Source organism: Actinomadura sp. 3N407 (genome assembly GCF_052245875.1).
In the GTDB taxonomy this organism is placed as follows: Bacteria; Actinomycetota; Actinomycetes; order Streptosporangiales; family Streptosporangiaceae; genus Spirillospora.
On record NZ_JBQQBP010000004.1, the window covers coordinates 316,973 to 342,433 of the forward strand.

A 25,461-nucleotide genomic window follows, 5' to 3' on the forward strand; every position below is an offset into this window, starting at 1 on the left:
GCCATGCTGGACGAGCTCCGCGAGCGGTGCCCCGCCTTCCACCGAATCCGGTGATCACATGGCGCAGGGTCACCGAGGACGACTTCGCGTTGCTGAGGCGCTGGTTGCGGCGCCCGCACGTCGCCCGGTGGTGGAACCACGACACCTCCGTCGAGGGGGTCGCGCGCGGCTTCGGGCCCGCGGCCAGGGGAGAGGAGCCCTCCGAGGACTGGCTGGCCCTTCTGGACGGCCGGCCGTTCGGATTGGTCCCCACGTCGTCTACCGGATCGACAGGCGGCCCGGGGCGGGCGCCTGATCCGGAGGTCCGGGCGGTCGGGCCCGACCGACGGCCGTGGACGCCCTGGCCCCCCGACCCGTCAATGAATTTCACCTGCGGCGAGCCGGTAATATGCGGGGGCCGTTCTGACGCACGAAGGTCCGTATTGACGATTAGAGTGTGCGCCAGGGTGCGGCCCACCGGAGGTCCATCATGAGCGTCCGGTCGAGGGTGGAAAAGCTCAGAGGGACCGCCGGTGAACGAGACGCTTGCGGAGACCACGTCCGACTCCGCGGGCCCTCTGACCCCCTTCGGCCCCTGGCTAAAGGATTGTTGACCAGGGGCGATTCATATTAACTGAAGAGCGAGTCCGCTGCGGTCACGGTCGGAAACGGTGCCGCGAAGCTAGTAGAGAGGCATGGCGTATGGCGTCCGAACCGGAGCCGCGCGTTGGTGTGGTGGTACCCATTCACAACGTCGAGCCGTATCTGGAGGAGTGTCTGGCGTCGATCGCCCGGCAGTCGCTCCGGGAGCTCGACGTGGTGCTGGTGGACGACGGATCGACCGATGCCAGCGCGGAGATAGCTCGGACGTTCGCCGAAGGCGATCCCCGGTTCCGGCTGATCAGCCAACCCAACGGCGGGCTCGGCCAAGCGCGCAACGTGGGCGCGGCGGAGGCCCGCGGGGAATATTTGGCATTCGTCGACAGCGACGACGTGCTACCCGACCACGCGCTGGAATTGCTGGTGGGAACGCTGGAGCGAACCGGTTCGGACCTCGCCTCGGGCAATGTGCAACTGCTGAACGAGCGCGGACTCGTGCAGTCCCCGATGCATCGCCGTCCGATGAGCACGACACGGCTGCGCACGCACATCACACGTGATCGGTTGCTGATGTACGACCGGCTGGTGCCGAACAAAGTTTTTCGCCGCCGGTTCTGGGACGAACACGCGTTCCGATTTCCCGAGGGGGTGTTGTACGAGGACATCCCGGTGACCCTGCCGGCGCACTTTCTGGCTTCGACGGTCGACGTGCTCAGCGAACCCGTCTACTACTGGCGGCAGCGCACCGGAGAGTCACTGTCGATCACCCAGCGGCGCACCGAGATCAAGGCGGTCACCGACCGGTTCGCCGCGGTGGAATCGGTCAGCCGGTTCCTGGGGGCGCGGACGGAACCGCGGGTGCTCGCGTGCAAGCAGGAGTACGACGAGGTGGCGCTGCGCAGCGACCTGCGGATCTTCTTGAACGTGCTGAACGAGGCCGACGAGGAGTTCCGGACCCGGTTCGCGGAGCTGGCGCGGACGTTTCTCGAGCAGGCCGACCGTACGGCGCTGGAGTCGCTGCCGGCGATGATGCGCCTGAAATGGCACCTGGTGGGCCGCGGGCTGATGCCGGAGCTGCTGCAGGTGCTGGAGTACGAGCGCCTCAAGCAGCGGATCCCGGTGACCCGCCGGCTTTGGCGCCACTACGCGAAGTACCCGTTCTGGGGTGACCGCCGCCTGCGGATCCCCCGCCGCGTGTTCCGGCTCGGTGAAGAACTCGCGACCCGCTCCCGGCTGCACGAGGTGACGTGGCGGCGCGGCAAGCTGCACATCACCGGACACGCCTACATCGCCCACGTGGGGACGCGGTTCCCGTGGTCGTCCCTCAAGGTCATCGGCCTGCGGGAGACGGGCGGCGGCCGCACCCGGCTGGTCCCGGCGCGGACCCGGCTCTTCCGGCAGGCCGGCGCGGTGTCGGGCGATCCGCGCCGGAGCCACGTGTGGTCGGGGTTCTCGTGCACGATCGACCCGAAGAAGCTGCGCCGCGACGGCCGGTACGTCGATGGGACCTGGCTGATCGCGGCCGGGGTGTACGGCCGCGGGGTGCTGCGGCGCGGCGCGCTGGCGGCCGCCGCGTCGGGCAGCGGCGCGCACCCGCCCTGGCGTTATGTCGCCGACGACGTGCGCGTCGTTCCGCTGCTGACCCGCGGCGGCACGCTGCGGATCCGGGTGGAGACGGTGCGGGCGCGCCTCACCGGCCACCGGACGGTCGACGGCTCCCTGGAGATCCGCGGCGCCGTCCCCGGCGGCGTGCCCGATGGTGCCGCCCTGGTGGTGCGCCGGCGGGCGGGGACGGTGCTGGACCGGCATCCGGTGACACCCGACGACGCGGCCCCCGGCGGGTTCCGGGTCCGGGTCCCGCTGCGCGATCTGGTCGCCGACATGCCCGTCCCGGGCCAGGAGCCGGACTCGCCGGCCAAACCCGGGCAGGGCACGGAACCCGATGACGGGATCGGCTGGCGTCTCGACATGAGCCTGCCGGGCGATCCCGACGCGGATGACGAGCCGGTTCAGCTCGTGCTCGACGAGGACGTCGCCGAAGGGCTGTACCCCTTCGAGGACAAGGAGATCGCCGTCCACCGCTCCCAGGACGGCTACGCGTGGCTGAAGGCCCGCACGCCGCGGCCGGTGGTCACCGAGGCGAGCTGGGAACAGGAAGGGACGCTGGTGCTGGCCGGCGACTACCCGGGCGGCCCGGCCGAAGTGGTGCTGCGCAGCCGTGACCAGAGCGAGCAGCGCGCTTTCACGATGTCCACCCGGGATGGGCGGTTCCGCGCCGAGCTCCCGTTGAGCCGGCTGGTCACGCTCGGCGGCGTGCTGCCGCTGGCGGCGGGGAAATGGGACCTGCGGGTCCGGCCGTCCGGGGGCACCGCGAACCTGGCCATGACCCTGGATCACGCGGCGCTGGAGCGACTGCCGGTCGAGACGGCGGTGGACGGCCGGCGCTACGTGTTCCGGGAACAGGGCTACGACCTGCCGGTGGTCGAGGTCCATTCCAACCTGCGGCCCGGCGAGCGCGGCCCGTACCGCCAGCTGCGGACACGCGTCCGCCACTACCGGGTGCCCCGGCGGCTGAGGCCGCTGCGTCCCGCGGTCCTCTACGACAGCTACACCGGCAAGCAGTACTCCGACAGCCCGCGCGCCCTCCACGAGGAACTCGTGCGGCGCGGCGCCGACGTCGAGCATCTCTGGGTGGTGCGGGACGGGCAGGTCGAGCCGCCCGAAACGGCACGGCCGGTGCGGATGTGGGGGGCCGAGTGGTACGAGGCCATGGCCCGCAGCCGCTACATCATCACGAACGCGCACCTGCCCGAGTGGTTCGCCCGCCGGGACGGCCAGGTCGTGGTGCAGACCTGGCACGGTACCCCGCTCAAGCGCATCGGCTTCGACATCGAGGACGTGCAGTTCGCCAACATGCGGTACCTGGAGAAGGTGGCCAAGGAGGTCCCCAACTGGAGCTACCTGATCTCCCCGAACGCCTTCAGCACGCCGATCCTGCGCCGGGCGTTCCGCTACGAGGGGGAGATCATCGAGACCGGGTATCCCCGTAACGACGTGCTCGCCTCACCCGACCGCGACATGCTGGCCGAGCGGGTGCGCGAGCGGCTGGGCCTGCCCCCGGGCAAGCGCGCGGTGCTGTACGCCCCCACCTGGCGGGACGACAACTACTACGGCCCCGGTAAGTACCGGCTCGACCTGCGGCTGGATCTGGAACGGGCGGCGGAGGTGCTCGGTGAGGACTATGTACTGCTGATCCGCCGGCACCCCAACGTGGTCGACACCGTCCCGGAGGTCGCGGGCGGGTTCGTCCGCGACGTCTCCGGCTATCCCGACATCGCGGACCTGTTCCTGGCCGCGGACGTCCTGATGACCGACTATTCGTCGCTGATGTTCGACTACGCCAACACGGGCCGTCCCATGCTGTTCTTCACCTACGACCTGGAGCACTACCGGGACGAGCTGCGAGGCTTCTACTTCGACTTCGAGCACGAGGCGCCGGGGCCGCTGCTGAGAACCTCGGACGAGGTGATCGAGGCGCTCCGCTCCATCGACGAGGTCGCCGACGCCTACGCCGAGCCGTACGCACGGTTCACCGAGCGCTTCTGTGAGCTCGACGACGGCAAGGCCGCCAGCCGCGTCGCGGACCGGATGCTGGGGGACTGAGGTCCACGATCGGCCGGTGCTTCTCACCGGACCCGATCGCCGTGGTCACAGCCTCTCCCGGCCGAGGCACGGCCGCCTCAGTGCCGACCACGGAAACCACCACGGACCATGAGCCGGTGCCGGCTACGGGACGGCCATGGGTGCGAGGCCGAGGCCGGCGAGTGAGGCGGCGCCGGTGGCGGCGTGCTCGCCTCCGGCCAGCAGGAGTGTGCGCGCCGACTGGTAGGGGCAGCCGGCCGCGTCGAACGCCGCGGCGGCGGCGAGCAGCCGCGGCGGGTCGCCGTCGAGAAGCGCCATCGCCCGGTCCGTCTGGGCGGTGGCGACCGCGTTGCCGGCGACCATGGCCCGGACGGCGTCGACTCGATCCCGGGCGTCCGGGTGACCGGCGAGCACCGCCGCCTCCGCCCTGAGCGCCGCGTACCAGTGCAGCCAGATCCAGGAAACCCACTTCCACACCTGGTCCGGGCCTGGCGCGACCCGCTCCAGCGCCGCGTTCGCGTCCCCGTGATGGAGCAGGACCATGGCGTCGAAGACCGCGCCGTAGCCGCGTTGGTGCTCCGGTGCGGTGCCCGCCTGGTCGACGATCGCGAGCCAGCTCGTCCGGGTCTCGTGGTCGCCGCGCAGGCCGTGGATCATCGCGACCGACGCGGCGGCGGGGCCGAGGGAGAACGACCGTTGCCGGCCGCTCTGCTCCCACGCGTCGAGGAATCGCACGCTGCCCGTGAGGACCTCGTCGACATTGCCGGCGAACGCGTCCGCGACCAGAAGCCAGGACGTGGCGTGGTGGCCCACCTCGGCCAGCAGCGGATGGTCGGCGAGCTGCCCGCCCCACCGGCGGGCTTGCGGCAGCTCCCCCGCCCCGAGGGCGGTTCCGGCGGCCATGGCGAGTGCGTCCACCAGCTCGTGCGTACTGGCAGGGGTGCTCGGTGCCGAAGTGAGGATGTCGATCCGGCGCCGGGCGGCGGCTGCGGCGGCGAAGGGCTCGCCTGCCCAGCTCTGTGCGCCGGAGAGCGCGTCGAGGGCGGCCGACTCCGCCACCGGGTCGCCTGCGCACCGGGCGAGTTCGACGGCGTGTTCGGCGCGCACGACCGTCTCCTCGGCGGTGTTGTCCGTGTCTCCCTGGACCGCGCCGAACGCGTCCGCGACCACCGCCGCCTCGGCCAGCGCGACCGCCGCGCGGGCGGCCGGGGCATCGCCGGACAGCTCCTGCGCCGCCGCGAGCAGGGCGGTCACCTCCTCCCTGGGAGGAATCAGCGTGAACGCGCTGGAGAAGCGGTACGCGATGGTGGCGGCGGCCGCCAGGTCGCGGCCGGCGCCGGCGGTGTCCCCGGCCCGGCGGGCGGCCTCCCCGGCGGCACGGTGCAGGCGGAGCATGTCGTCGCCGAGAGCGCGGCACCCCGCCACCGCGGCGGCGTGCCGCAGCGCCGAGGCACCGGCGTCGTCGTCGGCGGCGAGCACGGCGGCCTGCTCGTAACGCTGCTGGGCCTCGCCGAGCAGGTTGCGGGTGAAGGCGAGCTCGGCCATGGACAGGGCGAGACGGTAGGCGTCCGCGCGCTGCTCCGGCTGGTCGGCGGTCCAGGAGAGGGCGACCCGCAGATCCTCTGCCATCGCGTCGAATCGGGCACGCCAGTCCCTGCCCGTGGCTTTCAGGAGGGCGGTCGCACCGGCCAAGCACCAGCCCGCATGGCGAGCTCGGACGTCCGTCAGTTCAGCGGCGTCGGCGAGCCGCTCCGTCCCGTACTGGCGGATGGTCTCCAACGCCTGGTACCGCGTCCCGGCCGCGGAGGCCGTCACGGCGAGGAGGCTCTGTTCGGCGAGCCTGCCGAGCCCATCGGCGACCGCGGCCCGGTCCAACGGGGCGAACCCGGTGACCTCGGCGGCCGCCCCGGCGGTGAACGGCGCGACGAACACCGACACCCGCCGCAGCAGCGCCCGATCATGCGGCTCCAGCAGGTCGTGGCTCCAGTCCAGCACCGTCCGCACCGACCGGTGCCGGTCGTCGGCGCGGGATCCGCCGGCGAGGGTCCGCAGCTGATCGGAGAGGCCGGCCGCGAGGCCGTCCAGCCCGAGGGTGGGCAACCGCGCCGCCGCCAGTTCGATCGCCAGCGCCATGCCGTCGAGCCGTTCGCAGAGGGCCGCGACCCGGTCGCGTACCGCCGGATCCGGCGGCAGGCCGACCGCCGCCACCCGGTCCATGAACAGGGCCACGGCATCCGAATCGCCGCCGCCGGCCCGCGACAGCGGCGGGACGGGGAAGACCCGCTCGAACGGCACCATCAGCCGGGCCCGGCTCGTCACGAGCACCCGCACCCGCGGACACGCCGCCAGCAGCCGTTCCACGAACGGCGCCACCCCGTCGCGCACCTGCTCGCAGTTGTCCAGGACCAGCAGCGCCTGCCGGTCCGCCAGCGCGGTCAGCACCGCCTCGTCGATGCCACGTCCGGGCTGCTCGCCCACACCCGCGGCCGCCGCGACCGCCGCGCCCACCCGGCCCGGGTCGGTGACCGGGACCAGGTCGACGAACCACACCCCGTCGGCGAAGTCGCCGGCCGCCTCCGCCGCCACCGCCAGCGCGAGCCGCGTCTTGCCCACCCCGCCCGGACCGACCGCGGTCACCTGCCGGTGCGCCTTCACCGCCCCGGCCAGTTCCCCGCGCTCCCGCACCCGGCCGACGAACGCCGTCAGCGGTGCCGGGAGGGCGGGGGCCGAGCGCGGCCGCTCGGCGCCGGCGAGTTCGGCCGCGCGCCGGGAGAGCGCCCGCCGATCCGGCACCTCCAGCTTGCGCAGCAGCGAGGAGACGTGCGACTCGACGGTGCGCACGGAGATGAACAGCCGCGCGGCGATCTCCGCGTTGCTGAGGTGCTCGCCGAGCAGCGCGAGCACGTCGGCTTCCCGTGGCGAGATCACTGGATCGGACACCGACTCATTATCCGTGGTGGTCTCCGTGGTCGGCACGGAGGTGGACCGGCCCCCGGCCGGGGAGGCTGTGACCACGGCGATCAAGCCCGGCGGGACGCACCGGGCCGATCGTGCCCCACGACCACAGGAGTGACCATGACCGGTTCGCCCGCCCGGGGAATCAAGACGGTTCCGCCTCCCGAGTCCGACCCGGCGATGGACGCGGTCCCCCGCCCCCGCGCTCAGCGCCGTCGCGACACCGAGCACCGGCTCGCCCGCGACGTCGACGTGTGGGTGGCCAGTGCCTCGGTGGACGGCGCGCCGTACCTGGTGCCGCTGTCCTTCGACTGGGACGGCGAGGCGCTCCTGGTGGCCACCCCGGCGGACAGCCCGACCGGCAGGAACCTGGCCACCACCCGGGTCGTCCGGCTGGGGCTCGGCCTCACCCGCGACGTGTCCATGATCGACGGCGAGGTCGAGGTCCTCGGGGCGGACGCGGTGGCGCGGCGGGCGGACCGGTTCGCGGCGCGCACCGGTTTCGACCCGCGTGCGTCGTCCACGCCGTACCGCTGGTTCCGTGTCACCCCGCGCCGCGTCCAGGCTTGGCGGGAGGTGAACGAGATGCCCGGCCGCGAGTTGATGCGCGACGGCCGCTGGCTGGTCTGACGACGCATTTCGCCGCCGAGGTCGCCGCCCGGACGGGACGCCGGCCGGCCCTGACCGGCGTCCCGGCCGCGTCCCCTGACGGGCCACCGGGAGGGAGCCGGTTGACCCACCGCGATCTTCGTCATACATTCATCCACAATCTGTATGAATGAAGGTGACGAGATGGGGCGAGGAACGGCCGTGGTGCTCGGCGGCAGCGTGGCGGGGCTGTGCGCCGCGGGAGCGCTCGCGAAGCACTTCGACGAGGTGATCGTCCTGGAGCGCGACCGGCTGCCGCCGGGCGCGGAGCACCGCCGGGGCGTGCCGCAGAGCAAGCACCCGCACTTCCTCCTCAACTCCGGCCGCCGCGCGATCGACGAGATCTTCCCCGGGTTCGAGGAGGCGCTGATCGCCGCGGGCGGGCTGCACCTGATGCCGTCGATGGACGCGGCCTATTGCGAGAACGACGGCTGGGCCCCGCGCAGGTCCGGATCGATGACGATGGTCTACAGCTCCCGTGTGCTGATCGAGCGGGTCCTGCGTGACAAGATCCGCGAGCTGCCGGCCATCGAGATCCGCGAGGGCGCCGCCGTCACCGGGCTCCGCTCCACCGAGGCCGGCACCACGCGCGGGCGCGTCGAGGGCGTCGAGTACCGCACCGCCGACGGCGAAGAGCACCACCTGGCCGCCGGCCTGGTCGTGGACGCGTTGGGCCGTGGCTCCTCGGTCGTCGACTGGCTCGGCGCGGCCGGCTGGTCCGCGCCACCGGAGAAGACCCTCGATGCCAAGGTCACCTACAGCTCGCGGTGGTACGACCTGCCTCCCGCCGACCGGCGCCCGGCATCGTGGTGGTGGAAGCATCTGGTCGTCACTCCGACCCAGGACACCGGCGACCACCCCGAAGAGCACGACTTCCTCAGCAACTTCTTCCCGATCGAGGGCGACCGCGCCATCGTGTGCATGGGGTCGTGGGGCATCGAGATGCCGCGCAAGGCCGACGCGTTCGAGGCCGGAGCCGACCGCGTGCGGGCCAGGACCTTCGGCCGCGCGACCCGTGCCTGCACTCCGACCTCCGACGTGCACCTGACCCGTGCGACCGGCAACAAGTGGCGCCGCTTCGACCTGGTCGACGTGCCCCCGATCGGGCTGGTCAGCGTCGGAGACTCGATCTGCGCCTTCAACCCGTTCTACGCCCAGGGAATGAGCTCGGCCGCTCGGTCCGCGCTCATCCTCGGCGAGATGCTGCGCACCCGCGACGCCGTCGACCTCGCCTTCTCCCGCGAGTTCCTCGACCGGCAGAAGAAGTCCCTCGACGTGCCCTGGATGCTCGCGATGGCCCGTGACCAGGCCTACGACTTCGCGACCGGGAGCGAGGTCGTCGCTCCCTGGCGCCGCAGGCTGGCGGCGCGCCTGAGCTGGCCGATCTTCAACGCCATCAACGCCGCGAGCCGCGAGGACGCCTACGTCGAGCAGACGTTCGCGCAGGTGTTCAACCTCGACAGGTCGCTCAGGCAGATGGCCGCCGATCCACGGTTCTGGTTCGGCATCGCGCGCTACAAGATCCGTCAGCGGCTCGGTCGCACGGTCGTGCCCGGCGGATTCGACGACCAGCGGGACCCGCCCGGCACCGACTTCACCGGCTACACCGGCCCCGCGAGCGCGTCGTCCGCCGGAAGCGGCCGCAGCGACGACCGCGTCGGCGCCTGACAGGGGGAGCGAGCGATGGACTACACCTGCGACTCGGCAGCCGAGCGCGTCGCCGAAGGACTCGGCTTCTCCTGCCACGACGCCAACCCGATCGTGAGCGTCCGCAACCCGTTCGGCCTCGAGAACGGCACCATGCTCGTCCTGGAGCTGCTCATCATCGGCGGCGCGGTGTTCGCCCTCGTCCACGCGTGGCGGCGGTGGAGGCGCGACGGCGACCCGGTCAACATCTCGCTGTGGTTCGCCTCGGTCGTCTACCTGGCCGTGATCGAGCCGCCGCTCTACTTCCCGGGCTGGTTCGGCCTGGAGGAGCACGTCGGGTTCATCTTCTCCCACAACGTGTTCACCGTGCAGTTCATGTACGACCGGCTGCCGCTCTACATCGCGGCCTTCTATCCCGCGCTGTCGCAGCTCGCCTACGAGCTGGTCCGGGCCCTGGGCGTCTTCGCGCGGCGCGGGCCGCTGATCGGCTCGGTCGCGGTCGCGTTCGCCTGCCAGGTCTTCTACGAGATCTTCGACCACCTCGGTCCCCAACTGAAGTGGTGGGCGTGGAACCCCGGCAACGAGATGATCAACCAGCCGGCGCTCGCGTCGGTGCCGATGAACAGCATGCTCCTGTTCGCCTCGGTCTCCTTCGGCGCGATGACCTACCTCGTGGTCCGCCTGGTCGGGCGGAAGGACGGCCGCGGCACGCTCCCCGGCCGGCACATCGCCTGGCGCACCGTCGTCGCCGGCGCGGTGACGCCGCTGGCGATGATCATCGTGAGCGCACCCAGCGGCGCCTTCCGCGGCGATGACCAGCTCGGGATCCAGCGGGCCGTCCTCGGCGCCGAGCTGGTCGCGGTCTGGGCCGTCGGCCTCTACCTGCTCGTGGACGCCTGGCGCGCGGTGCGCGCCGACGCGGTGGCCCCGGCGTCGTCGCCGCTGTTCGCGCGGACCTATCCGGCGGTGTACCTCGGCGTCCACGTCGTCCTGTGGCTGATCGCGCTGCCGGCGTACCTCGCGTCGACCGGCGGCATCACCGAGCAGGGAACACCGATCGGGAGCCTGTGGTACGCCGCGCTCTGCGCCGTCGCGGCGACCGGATCCATCCTGGTCGCACTCCGCGCGACGAGGTCGCGGCCGGCCGCCCGGCCTGTGCGATCCTAGGATCATGTCGCACCACGGCTGGGGAGGTCGACCTCCCGCGTCAAATGCCGAGGCCCGGCAGCGCATCATCGACGCAACCGCCCGTTGCCTCGACAGGCACGGCGTCGCGAAGACGACCCTGTCCGACGTCGCGAACGAGCTCGGCGTCACCCGCCAGACCGTCTACCGCCACTTCGACCGGATCAGCGACATCATCGGCGAGGTGGCGGCCCAGGGCGCGGAGTCGTTCGTCGATCAGCTGGTCGCCCACCTCCAGGGGATCACCGATCCGGCCGAGGCGGTGGTCGAGGGCATGGTCTTCTGCGTGCGGACCATCCCGGCCGAGCCGCGGCTGAGCCTGCTGCTGCAGGTCGGGGACTCCGGCGCGTTCGGACGCGGGGCCACCACCGGGGACACCATCGCATACGGCGCCCAGATGCTGCGGCGCTATCCCGTCGACTGGGAAGCCGCCGGCGTCGGCGAGGACGACCTCAACGGCCTCGCCGAGATCATCATGCGGCTCCTGGCGTCGTTGCTGCAGCATCCGAGCGACCCGCCCCAGGAAGACGCGCAGCTCCGTGCCCTCCTCAACCGATGGCTGGCCCCCGCGCTGTCCCGATCACCGGCATCCCTGCACGCTCATCACTGAGCGTGCGGGGTGCGGTCCGGCCAGAACGGGTCCCGGCCGATGAAACCCAGCATTTTGGTCTGGATGTCCGCATCGCCGGGTACCTCGACCCGGGCGCCGTACTGGCCGGAGGAGCGGAGGATCTCCTCCATCTGCTCCATTCCCCCGAGGAGTTGCGCACAGAAGTCGGGGTCCAGCCGGTCGTCCTGGCCGGTGGCCCTGGAGAGATCCCAGGTGTGCATGAACACGTCGGCGGTGTAGAACTGGTCGATCGCGGTGTCCAGGGGCAGGCTGCCGATGTGCGGGTTGGTGAGTTTCCGGTGCGCGGTCTCCGGATCGTCCAGCAGCGCCTGCACACCGTCGCAGTGGACCCGCCACGCGGCGACGGGGTCCTCGTCCACCGACGGTCCGCGGGGGAGTTCGACGCCGGCGCCGGAGGCCAGGAAGCCGGGGAACCAATCGGTCAGGTGACGCACGACGTCGCGCGCGGTCCAGTCGGCGACCGGGGACGGCGCGTCCCAGGACCGGGTACCGCGCACGCGGTCCGTGAACAGCCCGGCGACCTGCCGGTGCCGCTCGGCCGGGCGGTCAGACAGTCCCATCGGCGAGCATCCTCTCGAGCTTGGCGTAACCCTCGTCGACACCGACCTCCATACCGCTGCGCAGCCACGCGTCGCGGCCTTCGAAGCTATCGACCAGCGACTGCGTCCGCAGCCGCGTACGGCCCTCGCCCAGGTCCTCGAACCACAGCGTCTCCAGCGCGACTCCGTCGGGATCGCCCTCGAACGTGAAGGTCTGCACGATGCGGTCCGGCCGTACCTCGTGGAAGCAGCCGTGGAACCAGTACTCCGTGCCCTCGTGCACCGAGACGTACCGCCAGCTGCCGCCGGTGCGCGCGTCCCAGTGCTCGATCCGGGTGGCGGTGGCGTCCGGACCCGCCCACCGGGCGAACAACGCGGGATCGGTGTGGGCGCGGAGCAGCCGCTCGGGCGTCGCCGTGAAGTCACGGGTCGTCCGGATGACCGGCAGCCCCGGGTCGGCTTCGATGACCGTCTCCGTGATCTTGTTCATGTTCGTCTCCCTTCATCTCCGCCAGGACGGCGTCAAGGCGGCGGTAGCGCTGCTCGACGCGGCCCCGGTGGCGCTCGATCCAGGTGTCCATCAGGTCGAAGGCCTGGACCTCCAGGCGCACCGGCCGGGGCTGCGGCCCTGGTGGCCGGCTGACGAGCCCGGCGTCCTCGAGCACCCGCAGGTGCTTGTAGACGGCCTGCAGCGTCATCCGGTACGGCCCGGCGAGCTGGCTCACGGTCGCCTCGCCCTCCGAGAGCCGGGCCACCATGTCGCGCCGGGTCGGGTCCGCGAGGGCGGCGAAGACTCGGGACAGCGTGTCCGTGGTCATCGCCCCTCCAGTTTTCAACTCAATGGTTGAAAAAAGCGTAGTCCGCGGGTCGCACCCCTGTCAACCGATCGGTTGAAAGTGCTGCTTACATGCCGGTGCGTCTGGTCGAGCTCGTCCGGAGGTGACCACGAGGCCCACCAGAGCCACATCCGCGCCCGGCCCGTGCTGCCCGCGGGCCCATCGAGGGGCCGCCGTGCGGTCACGATGATCGGGTTGGCCGCGTTCGCGCTGGTAGAGCAAGAATGAGGTGTGGCTCTCTGGGTCCTGCATGTCGATCTGGACCAGTTCATCGCCGCCGTCGAGGTGCTGCGCCACCCCGAACTCCGCGGCCGGCCGGTCGTCGTCGGCGGTGACGGTGATCCGGCCAAGCGCGGCGTGGTCAGCACGGCGTCGTACGAGGCCCGCGCCTACGGCGTGCACTCCGGGCTGCCGCTGCGCACGGCGGTGCGACGATGCCCGGACGCGGTGTTCCTGCCCGTGGACCGGGAAGCCTACGAGGCCGCCTCGACCCAGGTCATGGCGACGTTGCGCGGCTTCGACGCCGTGGTCGAGGTGCTCGGCTGGGACGAGGCGTTCCTGGCCGTCGACGGCGACGACCCCGAGGCGGTGGCCCACGAGATCCGTGACCGGGTGTACGAGGCGACCGGACTCGAATGCACGGTGGGCATCGGGCAGAACAAGCTGCAGGCCAAACTGGCGACCGGTTTCGGTAAGCCGGCCGGGGTCTTCCGGCTCACCCGGCAGACCTGGCCGGAGGTGCTCGGCGACCGGCCGACCGATGCGCTGTGGGGCATCGGGGCCAAGACCGCGAAGCGGCTGAGGGGGCTGGGCATCGTCACCGTCGGCGACCTCGCGGCGGCCGATCCGGGCGCCCTGGCCGAGGACGTCGGCCCCACGATCGGCCCGTGGCTGGTGCGGCTGGCCCGGGGCGAGGACCACTCGCCGGTGAGCGACGCGCCGTACGTCCCGCGCTCGCTCGGCCGGGAGACCACGTTCCAGCGGGACCTGCGCGAGTGGCAGGACGTGCGCCGGGAGGTCGCCCGCCTGGCACGACGCGTCGCCGGCGACGTGACCGCCGACGGGAGGCACGTGACCCGCGTCATCGTCAAAGTCCGCTACGCGCCCTTCTTCACCCGCACCCACGGCCGGGCGCTGGAGGCGCCGGCGACCGATGCGGCCCGGATCGAGGAGGCCGCCCTCGCCGCGCTGGACGGATTCACCGATCGGCGGCCGGTACGGTTGCTGGGCGTCCGCGCCCTGTTCACACGCTGACCAGACGGCGGCCGGACTCGCCGCGTCCCGAGCCGGCGGCGGTGCTTCAGCCGTCGAACCGGCGGCGCCAGGCCTCGATGCGGCCGGGGTGCTGCTGCGTCCAGCCGCACATCAGGTCCACGATGGACAATTTGCGGACACTCACATTCGGTCCGCTGAGTGGACCGAGCCGCCCATTGTGGAGGCGACGCAGAAGGTGTACCGACAAATCACCGGCAGTGCCGCCTAGCGCGGCGGCATATCGGCGGCGCATACTCGCTGGATGGGCGACGACATCCATGTCGGCGACGCGATGGCCGCCGACGAAGAGCGATTGAGTTCCGGGCTGGCGGGGCTCGTCACCGCCAGGGGCCTGGACGAGTTGCAGGATCGCTACTTCGACTGGGTCGCCGGTCATGTCCCGTCGTTCGCCTACGGCCTCTACCTGTTCGATCCGCGGACGGGCAGGCCCCGGGCGTCGGCGGTACGCGGGCTCAGCCGGTTCTACGCGCATCGTTACGAGCAGTTCGGCCGGGCCGTCGACCCGGTGCTGCGCGGGGCGATGGCGGCGCGGCGTGCTTGGGACGATTCTCTCGTGAAGCCCGCCGACCAGTGGCGGCGGGCGCCGATAGTCCAGGATCTGTTCCGGCACTACGACATGGCGCACGTGATGTGCGCGCCCTTGATCAGTGGCGGGGAGGTCGTCGGCACCATCAATTTCGCCCGCAACGGCGGCGAGCCCTCCTTCGATGACGGCGATCGGCGCAGGGCGACCGTGGCGGCGATGATGTTCCAGGCCGCGGTCGCCGCGACGGATCTGGTGATGGCGATCGACGCCGAGCGGGCGGCGTGGTGGGGCGCGCTCGAGGCGAGCGGGCAGGCGATCGTCGTCACCGACCTGGAGCGGGCCGAGCGTTACGCGAACCGGCCCGCGCGTGCGCTGCTCGACGCCGCCGAGGACGCGTGGCCCTTCCTCGACGCGGCGATCGACGGCGGCGAAGCGACAAGGCGGCTGACGGCGCACCCCGCCGGGAAGGACGCGGCGACCGACATCACCGTGACGTCGGCGCCCCTGCCCGAGCGTCCCTCGGTGATCGTGTCGATCCTGTCGGCGGAATCTCCCGCACCGGCGCCCGCGCCCGCGCTGCGCCGTCTCCTCACCGACCGTGAGGCCGCCATCGCGGAGCTCGTCGCCGTCGGGCGGCGCGACCACGAGATAGCCGGACAGCTGCATATCAGTCCGAACACCGTCAAACACCATCTGAAATCGATCTATCTGAAGCTCGGCGTGCATTCCCGGGTGGAGCTGGCGGGTTTGCTGCTTCGGTGATCCCACTTTCGGGTGACCCCGCGCGTTCCCGTAAACGGGCGATGTGCACGGGATGAACGATTCATATCGTTCACGGCATGGGATCACACAACAGTGTCACTGAGCTCAACGATCTGTTCATCGAGGCGATGAACGCCGGAGACCTGGACACCGCGCTGTCGGTCTGGGACGAGAACACGGTCTTCCAGACCGGGCCGGGTACCGAGCCGGCTCGCGGCATGGTCCAGCTTCGCGCGGCCCTGGGGGAGTTCCTCGAACTCAAGCCGCACCTGAAGATCGAGGAGCTGCACCGGGTCGAGGCCGACGACATCGTCCTGGTCGCGCTCCGGTGGGAGCTGTCCGGGACCGGACCCGATGGTGAGCCGGTCGAGATGAGCGCGATCGACTCGAACGTCTTCCGGCGTCGGGCGGACGGCACGTGGCGCATCGTGATCGACAACCCGTTCCACTCCGTCCACATAGGACTCGACTCGTGACCACGGTCGGGACGGGCCGGCTGACCATCGACCGGCCCCTGCCGGCGATCGTCGGCGGCGAGGCGCGACCGGTGCCGGAGGTCCTCCCGGCGGTCGAACCGGCGACGGGGCGGACGTGGGCGCACGTCGCCGACTGCGACGCGGCGGTCGTGGCCGAGGCGGTCACGGCCGCGGCGGCGGCGTTCGAGACGTGGCGGGCGACCTCCCTGGCGCACCGGCAGGCCGTGCTGTGGGCGATAGCCGATCGGCTGGCGGCGACGGCGGGGGACTGGCCGGCGCTGCTCGCCACCGAGAACGGGCGGGCGATCCGTGAGGCGGAGCTGATCGACGTGCCGACCGCGGCGGAGATCTTCCGGTACTTCGCGGGGATGGCGAGGGGCGTCCACGGGGAGACGGTCCAGGGGGCGCCGGAAACCTCGCACGTCTACACCAGGCGGGAGCCGCTCGGTGTCATCGCCGCGATCGTTCCGTGGAACTCGCCGCTCATCTCGATCGCCCACAAACTGGCGCCGGCCCTCGCGGCGGGCAACACGATCGTGGTCAAACCGTCGGAACTGGCGTCGGTGAGCACCGTCCGCTTCGTCGAGGCGATCGCGGACCTGCTGCCGCCGGGGGTCGTCAACGTGGTCACGGGCCTGGGCGCCACCACGGGCGACGCGCTGGTCACCGACCCGCGCATCGCCAAGATCAGCTTTACCGGCGGCACGGCGAGCGCGCGGACGGTCCTGAGCCGGGCGGGTGCCCGGCTGACCCCCGCCCTCATGGAGCTGGGAGGCAAGGGCTCGCTCATCGTGGGCCCGGACGCCGATCTCGACACGCTGACCGACGACGTGCTGACCGGGATCTTCGCCGCCAACGGCGAGGTGTGCTTCGCCGCGTCCCGCCTCCTCGCCCACGCCGACGTGCACGACGAACTGGTGGACCGCATCGCGGCACGCGCCGACCGCGTCCGTGTCGGCGACCCGCTCGACGCGTCGACACAGGTCGGCCCGCTCATCAGCACCGCTCACCGTGATCGTGTCGTGCGGGCGGTCGACAAGGCCGTCGCCGAGGGCGCCACCGTGCGCGCGGGGCACCGTGTCCCCGATCTGGGCGGTGAGTTCGGCGACGGCGCCTTCTACCGGCCGACGGTCCTGACCGACCCGGACGGCGGGACGAGCGCCTCATGCGAGGAGTTCTTCGGGCCGGTCCTCACCGTCGAGCGCTGGTCGGACGAGGACGAGGCCGTCGCTCGCGCGAACTCGGTGGCCTACGGGCTCGCCTGCGGCGTGTGGACGACCGACCTGGCACGGGCCCACCGCATCGCCGGACGCCTCCAGGCGGGGATGGTCTGGGTCAACACCTGGTTCGCCACTCCCCTCGGTCAGCCGCAGGGCGGTGTCAAGGCCAGCGGCTTCGGCCGCGAGGGCGCCGCGGAGACGATCTCCGAGTACCAGGCCACGAAGGTCGTCAACGTCAGTCTCGACACCGCGCGTCCCCCGATGTGGGACTGACGCGCCACACCGAACGTGGAGGAACCATGGACTTCCAGCTAGACGAACAAAGCCGGCGGATGGCGGAGATCGGGAAAGAGCTCGCGGGCGTGCTGGCGCGGAGCGCGGCCGGCGCCGACGAACAGCGCCGGATCCCGGAGGAGAACTTCGCAGCACTGCGGTCGGCGGGGCTGTACGGAGCGGGACTTCCCGCCGACCTGGGCGGGCTCGGCGTGCGGTCGGCGGCGTGGCTGGCGACGGTCGAGCAGCTCGCGCAGGGCGATGCCTCGACGGCCCTGGGGTTCAACATGCACTACGTGGCCACGCGCCTTGTGGGGGAGCTGCCGTCGTTCGACGCCGCGGCGAGGAAGCATGTGGCCTCGCTGGTGATCGACGATGGTGCGCTGATCTCGGCGCCGCTGTCCGAGCCGTCCTCGTCCAGCCTCCTGCCGGGCTCGTTCCTGCCGACGATGACGGCCACCCGCACCGCCGACGGCGGCCTGCGGGTCAGCGGGACCAAGATGTACGCCTCGATCTGGGAGGCGAGCGACTACGCCTTCATGTTCGCCCGCCCGGACTGGATCGATGATCCGGCACTGGTCATCGCGTTCCTGCTCCCGGTGGCGCAGCCGGGGCACATCGAGGTCACCGACGTCTGGGACACGCTCGGGATGCGGGCGACGCGCAGCAACCAGGTGAGCATCGACAACGCGCACGTCCCCGCGGAGCTCGTACTGGGGCCGATCGACGACTTCGTCAACAACTGGATCGTCGCTCAGGCGGCCGTCAGCTGGGGCGGCTACACGGGCTGCTACCTCGGGCTCGTCGAGGCGATGGTGACCTGGCTGGTCGAGAACCTGGGCACGCGGAAGGCGAAGGGATACGCCCAGCCGATGGGGTACCACCCGACGATCAGCTCGGCGATCGGGCGCCTGTCGACGCACGTCGAAGCCGCACGGTTGATGATGTACCGCGCCGCGTGGAAGGCGGACACGGCCGGCCCGGGTCTCGGCACCTGCCACGCCTATCTGCAGGCGAAGCTGATGCTCGCGGACGCGATCGGACGGGTCATCGAGCTCGGCACGACCGCGGGCGGGCTGAACGCCCTGATGCGGCCCCGAGGGTACGAGCGCATGCTGCGCGACGTGACCACCGCGGCGATCATGCCGCCGAACGCCTACGCCAGCGCCGAGATGGCCGGCCTGATCACGATGGGGCTGGACCCGGCGCAGGCCCCCTCACTGGCCACGGCCTGACGAGCGGGTGGTCGAGTTGCAGGAGGTCACCGAGGACGTCGTCGCGCTCCGGCGGACCTTCGGGTGCTTCCCGTCGGGGGTGACGGCGGTGTGCGCCCTGGTCGACGGAACGCCGACCGGCATGGCGGCGAGTTCGTTCACCGCGGTGTCGCTGGCGCCGCCCCTGGTGTCGATATGCGTCCAGGACACCTCGGCGACGTGGCCGAAGCTGCGGCACGCGCCGCGGCTCGGGCTGAGCGTGCTCGCCGAGAGCCACAACGAGGCCTGCATGCGCCTGTCCCGCAAGGAGGGCGACCGCTTCGACGGGGTCGACTGGGAGCACCGTCCGGGCGGGGGAGTGTTCGTCCTCGACGCGACCGCATGGCTGGACTGCCGCCTCCATGACGAGATCCCGGCCGGCGATCACGTGATCGTTCTCCTGGAGGTCCGCGGCCTGCTCGCCAGGCCGGAAACCCCTCCGCTGGTGTTCCACACCAGCCGGTTCCGCAGGCTGGCGCCGGTTTGAGGAGGAAGACGCGGTGAGGTGACGGCGACGCGCCGAGAACCGCGTCCTGTCGACCATCGACGCGCATGGCACGGGCACCGGAATCTCCACCGGTGCCCGTGCCGCTCTCGTTTCACTGGCCACCACACCGCGCGACCCAGGGCCGGACTCCCATGTCAGCAGTCCGGGCTCACACGTCCTGGGCGCTGAGCAGCCTGGTCACCCTGCGGCCCGCCATGTTCAGCAAGCTCGCATAGCGCTCGGCCTTGGCGGGGGCGACCGGGCCGGTGACCGACAGGGCCGCGACCGTGGCGCCGGTCGCGCCGGCCAGCGGGATGGCGACGCTCATGTATCCGATGCGGGCCTGTTCGTACTCCACCGCGTACCCGAGTTCGCGGGCGCGCTGAAGCTCCTGGTCCAGGAGGCCGGGAGCGACCGTCGTGCGAGGGGTCGTCCGGGCGAGCGGTGCGGCCACGACCTCGTCGAAGAGGCGGCGCGGCCCGAAGGCCAGCAGGGCTTTGCCGGTCGCGGTGCAGTGGAGCGGCATCCGCCCGGCGACCCGGGACGGCCGGCCGACCTGCGCGTGCCCGGAGACCTTCTCCAGGTAGAGGACCTCCAGCCCATCGACGACGGCGAGATGGACGGTCTGGCCGGTGGCCTGCAGCAGATCCTCCATGAACGGCCGGGCGAGGTCCCGCAGGATGCGCTGCCGCGGGACCCGCTGGCCGATCTCGAACAACCGCATGCCCAGGCTGTACTTGCCGTGGCGCCGCTCCAGGAACCCCCAGTGCACCAGCTCCTGGCTGAGCCGGTGCACCGACGCCTTCGCCAGGCCGGTCCGGCGCGTCAGCTCCGACAGGCCGAGCGCTTCGTCGTCGAGGCCGAAGGCTTCGAGGATGAGCTGGACCTTGCCCAGCACGCTGCTGCCTTCGGCGGCCAGCTCCTGTGCGCCGTGCATGGAATCCGGTCGACCTCCGCCGGGGCCGTCGGGTTCGGGGACGCCACCTGCCGGGTGTCGTCCGAGCAGCTCGGACTGAATGATCAAATCTCTCGCGGCGTCCATGGACCGATGTTGACCTGGCAAAATAGCCATGTCAACGGACGGGTTCCATTTAGCGGACCAGCGGGGTGCGCCCGGCCGGCGTCGAACCGCGGGGCGCGCGTCAGCCCGAGGCCTTGGCGAGGAACTCCAGACTGAGCGGGTTGTAGCGGGCGGCCTGCTCGTGCTGGGGCCAGTGGCCGGTGTCGTCGAACAACTCCAGCTGCGAGCCGGGGATCGCCTCGTGCATGGCCTGCGCTTCCGGGACGTCGCCGAAGGGGTTCTTCCGGCCCCACACGATCAGTGTCGGTGCCGTGATCCGCGCCATCTGCCCGGGGGTGAGCAGGTTGCGCAGCCTGATCTCCATCTTCTGCAAGGACAGCAGGTTGTCGATGTTGGCGGCGAAGTCGGGCCGATGGTAGATCCGGTGCCGGACGTCGACGAGTTCCTCGGTGGCGTCGGCGGCGGAGGCCATGAGCAGCCGCAGCCGCTCGCGGGTCAGTTCGACGTCGTCCGTGGCCACGGCCTGCCGGGTACTGCCGTCGATCCGTTTCATCACCTCGGGGTTGGCGACGGTGCCGCCGGCGCAGAGGAGCTGGAGGCTGGCAACGCGGTCCGGGTGGTCGACGGCCGTCCGGGCACCGACCCAGCCGCCGAGCGACTCTCCGACGATGTGCGCGCGTTCGACGCCGACGGCGTCGAGGTACCCGATCAGGTGCTCGACGTAGTGCGGGATCTCATAGGGGTGGGCGGGCTTGCCGGTGTAGCCGTGCCCGAGCATGTCGATGGCGTGCACCCGGTACCGCTCGGCGTGGGAGGCGATGTTGCGGCCGAACGCCTCCAGGTGTCCGCTGGTGCCGTGCAGGAACACCACGGGTGCCCCGGAACCGGCCTGCAGGGCCCGGGTGCGGACGCCGGCGGCGTCGACGTAGGAGACGGCGAACGGAATCGGCGACAGTTCTGTCCAGATGGACATGGCATGACCAATCTTCAGCGGGGACGGTTCAGGGCTGGTTGATGCGGTGCACCTGGGTGTTGCTTCGGCGGGCCGCCCGCCGCGCCAGAACCGCGATCAGGCCGGCGGCGGCCACCGCGATCGACATCTTCTTCACGTTCACTCCTGCTCGGCGTTCTGACGGGCCACGTCCGCGAGGAAGGCGGCGACGACGGCGTGGTAGCGCTCGGGCTGCTCCTCCTGCAGGTGATGGGACACGTGGTCCATCACGTGCAGGTTCCCCCGGGGCACCATCCGGGCCAGCATCATCGGATAGTCGGGGGTGAGGAAGGCGTCCTCCCGGCCCCACATGAACAGCGTCGGCGCCCGGATCCGGCCGAGTTCGGCCGTGAGGTCCTGCCAGTCGCCGCGGGGGGAGTCCGACATCGCCGCGAGTTCCCGTTCCCGCGGGTCGAGGCTCTGCTCGTAGCGCAGGTCCAGGGTCTCCTCGGGCAGCCGCGACCCGTCGTACCACTCCAGGCGGGTGATCAGGTCACGCATCTTCTCCCTGGTGGGCCCCTCACCGCCGTAATAGCGGTCCCGGGCGTTGCGTCCGCGGCGGCCGTCTTCGGGAAGCGGGGCGAGCGGGCCATAGAAGACCGGCATGCTGCCGGTGATCACGAGCGACCGGGTCCGCTCGGGGTACCTGGCGGCGAGGTTCAACGCGATGGTCCCGCCCCATGAGTTGCACACGAAGTCGGCGCGGCCGATGCCCAGCGCGTCGAGAAGCGCGACGGTCTTGGCCGCGTGGAAGTCCCACATCGGACCGGTGATCCGGCACTTCTCCGATTTGCCGTACTGCAGGATGTCGGGGATCACGACCCGGCGGTCGGCGGCGAACAGCGGCGCGACCTGCCCGAAGTCGCTCCATCCGGTACAGCCGGGACCGCCCCCGTGCAGCAGGACGGTGTCCAGGCCGGATCCCATCTCCAGGCAGTGATACCGGACGCCGCCGGCCTTGATGAACGTCCCCTCCGGCATTCGGGTCATCGGGTCTCCTCGTCTCCCTCGCTACGCAGCGCGTTGGCCACCGCGACCCTGGCGAGCACCTCGCACAGGCGGCGCATCGCCGTCACGGCCACCGTGTTCATCCCCAGGGCGAAGTCGGCCGCGCCGTGCTCGGGCACGACCTTCGGCATCCCGACCCGGGCCGTGGGTATGCCGCGCGCCCGCAGGATGTTGGCGTCGGTGGCGCCGCTGTTGTCCGGAACCGCCCGGTGCGGGCGGCCGGAGGCCGCCTCCCAGGCCCGGATCGCCTCCTCGATCACCCACGATCCGGGGTCGGTGAAGGACGCGGGGACGTGGTTGACCAGTTCGCAGGCGAGCCTGATGCCCGTCTCGGCGCCGACCTCGGCCAGGAAGGCCGAAAGCTCCCGGCGGACGTCGAGGGGGCGCTGCCCCGGCGCGAGCCTGATGTCCAGCCGCAGCCGGCAGGCCGCCGGGGTGACGGCGGGCATGCGCTCCCATCCACCGGCGATCGACCCGATGACGCCCTGCGGCGCGGCCGTCGCCGTCCGGTGCCGTGCCGGGAACCCGGCGAGCCACCGTTCGAGCCGGGTGACCACTTCGGCCGCGGAGACGATCGGGTTGGAGTACGGCAACCGGTGCCGGCTGCCGACGTAGGTGTGGACGCCGTGGACGACGATCTCGAACCAGCACAGGCCGACCTCGTCATGGGCGACGAAGTCGCCGGGCTTGGCGATGATCGCGTGGTCGGTGTACCAGCCGCGTTCGAGCAGGAACGACGCGCCGGCCCCGTGCCCGGTGTTCGCCCGGCCGGCGCCGATCGCGTTCGTCGGCATGCCGCCGGCGCCGAAGGCCAGCACCAGGTCTCCGGCGGGCACGATCCCGAGCTCGGCGACCGCCTCCGCGTAGGCCTGCCCTACCACCAGGACGCACGCCGCGTGGCCCTTGGGGTTGCCCGCGCCCAAGCCCTGCACGAGGTCGCCGTCGGCGACCCCGTCCGGCAGCATGTCCGGGCGCAGGTGCGGACCGATCCATGGGACGTCCTCGGCCGGGTCGCCGGTCGTCAGGGAGTCGATCGGGGCGTAGAGCATCAGGTCGGTGCCCGTGCGGGAACCGCGGACCCGGCCGACCGCGTTGGCCTGCTCGGCGTCGATGGACTGCACCCGGCCGTCGATCCCGGACCCCCGCAGCTCCTCCGCCAGCCACCCGGCCAGCGCGCCCTCACGGCCGGTGGGGCTCGGGATCGAGGTGGCCCCGAGCGCCGCCGCCCGCAGCCGCTCCGGGGTGATTCGCCGCAGCACGGCGGTGAGTAGCTCAGTCACGGGTGGCCTCCGGCGGGATCACGGCCACGCCCATCCCGGTCAGCCATTCGGGCATCTCGGAGTACGCCAGCCCCCTCCCCGGCGCGAACCCCAGCGCGGCGGCCATCGTCATCCAGGCCCGCAGCTCCTGGCCGCCGTTGCCGGCCGCCGCCTCGATCTGCTCGGTGCTCCAGCCGCCGTACCTCGCGAGTTCTCCGCGCTCCAGCGCTCCGAGGAACTCCGCGTCGAACTCGGGGGAGATCACCGGCTGCGCCGACGTGATGATCTGCCTGCGCCGCTCGTCGTACTTCTCCCAGTCGCCCCGCCCGTTGCGCCACGCCTCGACCAGGAACTCCTCGTCGTCGTTCTCCGGGCTCCGCCAGCTGACCGGCCAGGGCAGCCGGTGGGACAGGCCGCCAGAGGCGATGACCACGACGCGGACGTCGCCGGGCATCGCCTCGATGGCGCGCGCGATGCCCCTGCCCAGCTCGACGCACCGGCTCATCCGCGGCAGCGGCGCGGCGAACACGTTGATCACCAGCGGGACGATCGGGATCTCCAGGTCGCGCAGCACGTACTGCACCGCCTGCGACTGGCCGTGGTCGATCTGCATCCTCGCCGAGATCGCGACCTCCGTCCCGTGGTCGACCAGGTCCTCGGCGAGGGCCTGCGCGAACTCGGGGTCGGTGCGCTGCGGGCCCTTGGGCGTTCCGGACTCGCCGGAGGCGATCACCTCGTCCACCCCGAGGGTGAACGACGGGATCAGGTCGAGCCAGAACCCGCGGAAATGGTTCGAGCCCACGATGACCGCGACATCGGGGCGGGCGCCGGCGACCGCGTCCCGGGCCTCGCCGAGGGCGTCGCGGAACCGCTCGGCACGATCGACGTGCTCGACCTCGTCCCAGTGGGTGTTCATGAGCGTCGAGTGCGAGGCACCGACGCCCAGGACGATGCGCGCCATTACGGTACGGCCTCCGGTTCTGGGTCCTCGCCGGTCAGGCCCTCGGCCCGCAGCTGGCCGGTCCGCGCCTTGGTCACGTCCTCGGCGAGCCTGCGCCATTGCAGCAGGGAGTCGTCGGGCCGGTAGAGGCGCTCCGGCGGAGCGTCGGTCACCTCGACCATCCACTTGTCCTGGCCGGAGAACTGGCCGTGGAACAGCCAGCGCACCGCGCCCAGGTACTTCGCGTAGAACGGCAGCGTCCGGATGCCCCGCCGGAAGCCGGCCATCACGCCGACGTACAGGTGCTCGCCGGCGTCGACGGGCACGTAGAACTCGTAGTGGATGAAGCGCGGGTAGGCGATCCGCAGCACGCCGGGCATCGAGACGGACGCGAACCCGGGGAAGTCCTGGGCGGCGATCGTCTCATCGACCTTCTGGGAGCCGCCGGTGTTGCCGATGTTGCTGTTCCCGGCGTTCTCCTTCGGCGGCCTCAGCTTGTACCACGCCTGACCGCTCCACTTGCCGAGACCGGGGAAGTCGGCCTCCCAGTACTGCCTGTCCTGGACCCGGTAGATCCAGCGGCCGCGCTTCACGATGCGCGTGTCGTTGTGCACCGGCATCGGCTTGAACAGCCGCCAGAGCGAGGTGCGGTGGAGGTACTTCGCGTGGCCCTCGTCGTAGCCGTTCTCCACCGCGAAGCGCCAGTCGCCGGCGCGGCGCTGGAGCCGCACGCCGACGACGGCGGGGTTGTCGACGAGCTCCTCGGGCAGCTGCTCGTCGATGGGATGCGCGTCCTCGCCGTCCCCCACGAAGATCCAGACCATGCCGAGGCGCTCGGCGGTCTCGAACGTCGGCTGGGTGACCTTGCCGCAGATCGGCGAGGACGGGCCGTCGGTGATCGCCGCGACCAGGTCACCGCTCCGCAGGTCGAACGTCCACCCGTGGTAGACGCAGGACACGGTCCCCGGGAACTGCTGGTCGCCGTGGCTCAGCGGAACGCCGCGGTGCGGGCAGCGGTCCTTGAGCGCGTAGACGGTGCCGCGGTCGCGCATGACCATGATGCGCTCCCCCAGGAGCGTCACGGCCGTGGGCCTGCCGGTGATCTTCGACGAGAACGCCACCGGGTACCAGTAGCCGCGGAAACCCCGCTCGGCCGCCTGGTAGTGCGGCCAGGTCGACCAGTCCTGGCGTCCCGGAAGCCGGCCGCGGCGGGAACGCCGGGGAGTCCCGGCGCCCGGCCTCCGCGCGGCGGGCGCCGGCTGGGCGGGGGGCTCTGCGACCATCGGCCTCTCCTCTGTCCGATCTCAG

General features: G+C 71.6%; 22 protein-coding genes. 12 read left to right on the forward strand and 10 right to left on the reverse strand.

What is annotated here, in order from left to right; all coding sequences use genetic code 11:
- The first annotated feature begins 50 nt into the window (after window positions 1–50).
- Window positions 51–473 (forward strand): GNAT family N-acetyltransferase, encoded by a 423-nt coding sequence (locus tag ACTWPP_RS12145; protein ID WP_443104298.1) that lies wholly within the window; start codon window positions 51–53, stop codon window positions 471–473.
- 238 nt (window positions 474–711) lie between these two features.
- Complete coding sequence (locus ACTWPP_RS12150; protein ID WP_443104299.1) at window positions 712–4,242, forward strand: bifunctional glycosyltransferase/CDP-glycerol:glycerophosphate glycerophosphotransferase; 3,531 nt, start codon at window positions 712–714, stop codon at window positions 4,240–4,242.
- 123 nt (window positions 4,243–4,365) lie between these two features.
- Here the strand turns inward: ACTWPP_RS12150 and ACTWPP_RS12155 are convergent, their stop codons facing one another.
- Complete coding sequence (locus ACTWPP_RS12155) at window positions 4,366–7,161, reverse strand: ATP-binding protein (RefSeq protein WP_443104300.1); 2,796 nt, start codon at window positions 7,159–7,161, stop codon at window positions 4,366–4,368.
- A 135-nt stretch (window positions 7,162–7,296) separates the two neighbouring features.
- Between ACTWPP_RS12155 and ACTWPP_RS12160 the strand changes: the two genes are divergently transcribed.
- From ACTWPP_RS12160 to ACTWPP_RS12175, 4 genes are all read left to right on the forward strand, one after another.
- Window positions 7,297–7,806, forward strand: a complete 510-nt coding sequence (locus ACTWPP_RS12160; RefSeq protein WP_443104301.1) for a pyridoxamine 5'-phosphate oxidase family protein — start codon at window positions 7,297–7,299, stop codon at window positions 7,804–7,806.
- A gap of 162 nt (window positions 7,807–7,968) precedes the next feature.
- The gene (locus ACTWPP_RS12165) at window positions 7,969–9,492 is read left to right on the forward strand and encodes an NAD(P)/FAD-dependent oxidoreductase (RefSeq protein ID WP_443104302.1); all 1,524 of its coding nucleotides are present in this window, start codon (window positions 7,969–7,971) and stop codon (window positions 9,490–9,492) included.
- A gap of 15 nt (window positions 9,493–9,507) precedes the next feature.
- Entirely contained in the window at window positions 9,508–10,638 is a 1,131-nt protein-coding gene (locus ACTWPP_RS12170) for a hypothetical protein (RefSeq protein ID WP_443104303.1), read from the forward strand.
- A gap of 4 nt (window positions 10,639–10,642) precedes the next feature.
- The gene (locus tag ACTWPP_RS12175; protein WP_443104304.1) at window positions 10,643–11,266 is read left to right on the forward strand and encodes a TetR/AcrR family transcriptional regulator; all 624 of its coding nucleotides are present in this window, start codon (window positions 10,643–10,645) and stop codon (window positions 11,264–11,266) included.
- Here the strand turns inward: ACTWPP_RS12175 and ACTWPP_RS12180 are convergent.
- Genes ACTWPP_RS12180 through ACTWPP_RS12190 form a run of 3 tightly spaced genes read right to left on the reverse strand, consistent with a single transcriptional unit; the run spans window position 11,260 to window position 12,644 of the window.
- A complete protein-coding gene (locus ACTWPP_RS12180; RefSeq protein ID WP_443104305.1) occupies window positions 11,260–11,847 on the reverse strand; it encodes a TIGR03086 family metal-binding protein in 588 nt (195 codons plus the stop codon). The genes ACTWPP_RS12175 and ACTWPP_RS12180 overlap by 7 nt on opposite strands.
- Window positions 11,834–12,316, reverse strand: a complete 483-nt coding sequence (locus ACTWPP_RS12185) for an SRPBCC family protein (protein ID WP_443104306.1) — start codon at window positions 12,314–12,316, stop codon at window positions 11,834–11,836. Before ACTWPP_RS12185 ends, ACTWPP_RS12180 begins: the two co-directional genes overlap by 14 nt.
- The gene (locus ACTWPP_RS12190; RefSeq protein WP_443104307.1) at window positions 12,249–12,644 is read right to left on the reverse strand and encodes an ArsR/SmtB family transcription factor; all 396 of its coding nucleotides are present in this window, start codon (window positions 12,642–12,644) and stop codon (window positions 12,249–12,251) included. The genes ACTWPP_RS12185 and ACTWPP_RS12190 overlap by 68 nt, the downstream gene beginning before the upstream one ends.
- A gap of 249 nt (window positions 12,645–12,893) precedes the next feature.
- On the opposite strand from ACTWPP_RS12190, the gene ACTWPP_RS12195 reads away from it, so the two are divergent.
- From ACTWPP_RS12195 to ACTWPP_RS12220, 6 genes are all read left to right on the forward strand, one after another.
- Window positions 12,894–13,916 (forward strand): DNA polymerase IV, encoded by a 1,023-nt coding sequence (locus tag ACTWPP_RS12195; protein ID WP_443104308.1) that lies wholly within the window; start codon window positions 12,894–12,896, stop codon window positions 13,914–13,916.
- 262 nt (window positions 13,917–14,178) lie between these two features.
- Entirely contained in the window at window positions 14,179–15,225 is a 1,047-nt protein-coding gene (locus ACTWPP_RS12200) for a LuxR C-terminal-related transcriptional regulator (protein WP_443104309.1), read from the forward strand.
- A gap of 77 nt (window positions 15,226–15,302) precedes the next feature.
- Complete coding sequence (locus tag ACTWPP_RS12205; protein ID WP_443104310.1) at window positions 15,303–15,701, forward strand: YybH family protein; 399 nt, start codon at window positions 15,303–15,305, stop codon at window positions 15,699–15,701.
- Window positions 15,698–17,194, forward strand: coding sequence for an aldehyde dehydrogenase family protein (locus ACTWPP_RS12210; protein ID WP_443104311.1), 1,497 nt, complete (start codon window positions 15,698–15,700; stop codon window positions 17,192–17,194). Before ACTWPP_RS12205 ends, ACTWPP_RS12210 begins: the two co-directional genes overlap by 4 nt.
- Window positions 17,195–17,220: 26 nt before the next feature.
- Window positions 17,221–18,429 (forward strand): acyl-CoA dehydrogenase family protein, encoded by a 1,209-nt coding sequence (locus ACTWPP_RS12215; RefSeq protein WP_443104312.1) that lies wholly within the window; start codon window positions 17,221–17,223, stop codon window positions 18,427–18,429.
- A gap of 7 nt (window positions 18,430–18,436) precedes the next feature.
- Window positions 18,437–18,934, forward strand: a complete 498-nt coding sequence (locus ACTWPP_RS12220; protein WP_443104313.1) for a flavin reductase family protein — start codon at window positions 18,437–18,439, stop codon at window positions 18,932–18,934.
- 169 nt (window positions 18,935–19,103) lie between these two features.
- On the opposite strand, the gene ACTWPP_RS12225 is transcribed toward ACTWPP_RS12220, so the two are convergent.
- The 6 genes from ACTWPP_RS12225 to ACTWPP_RS12250 all read right to left on the reverse strand — a co-directional run bounded on the left by ACTWPP_RS12225 (window position 19,104) and on the right by ACTWPP_RS12250 (window position 25,436).
- On the reverse strand, window positions 19,104–19,976 hold the full coding sequence (locus ACTWPP_RS12225) for an IclR family transcriptional regulator (RefSeq protein ID WP_443104314.1): 873 nt from the start codon (window positions 19,974–19,976) through the stop codon (window positions 19,104–19,106).
- Window positions 19,977–20,076: 100 nt separating this feature from the next.
- Window positions 20,077–20,928: an alpha/beta fold hydrolase gene (locus ACTWPP_RS12230; protein WP_443104315.1), complete on the reverse strand. Its 852-nt coding sequence runs from the start codon at window positions 20,926–20,928 to the stop codon at window positions 20,077–20,079.
- A gap of 138 nt (window positions 20,929–21,066) precedes the next feature.
- Window positions 21,067–21,936, reverse strand: coding sequence for an alpha/beta fold hydrolase (locus ACTWPP_RS12235; protein ID WP_443104316.1), 870 nt, complete (start codon window positions 21,934–21,936; stop codon window positions 21,067–21,069).
- Window positions 21,933–23,234: a M20 family metallopeptidase gene (locus tag ACTWPP_RS12240; RefSeq protein ID WP_443104317.1), complete on the reverse strand. Its 1,302-nt coding sequence runs from the start codon at window positions 23,232–23,234 to the stop codon at window positions 21,933–21,935. Before ACTWPP_RS12240 ends, ACTWPP_RS12235 begins: the two co-directional genes overlap by 4 nt.
- On the reverse strand, window positions 23,227–24,174 hold the full coding sequence (locus tag ACTWPP_RS12245) for a hypothetical protein (protein ID WP_443104318.1): 948 nt from the start codon (window positions 24,172–24,174) through the stop codon (window positions 23,227–23,229). Before ACTWPP_RS12245 ends, ACTWPP_RS12240 begins: the two co-directional genes overlap by 8 nt.
- A complete protein-coding gene (locus tag ACTWPP_RS12250; protein WP_443104319.1) occupies window positions 24,174–25,436 on the reverse strand; it encodes a Rieske 2Fe-2S domain-containing protein in 1,263 nt (420 codons plus the stop codon). The genes ACTWPP_RS12245 and ACTWPP_RS12250 overlap by 1 nt, the downstream gene beginning before the upstream one ends.
- Window positions 25,437–25,461: the final 25 nt, after the last annotated feature.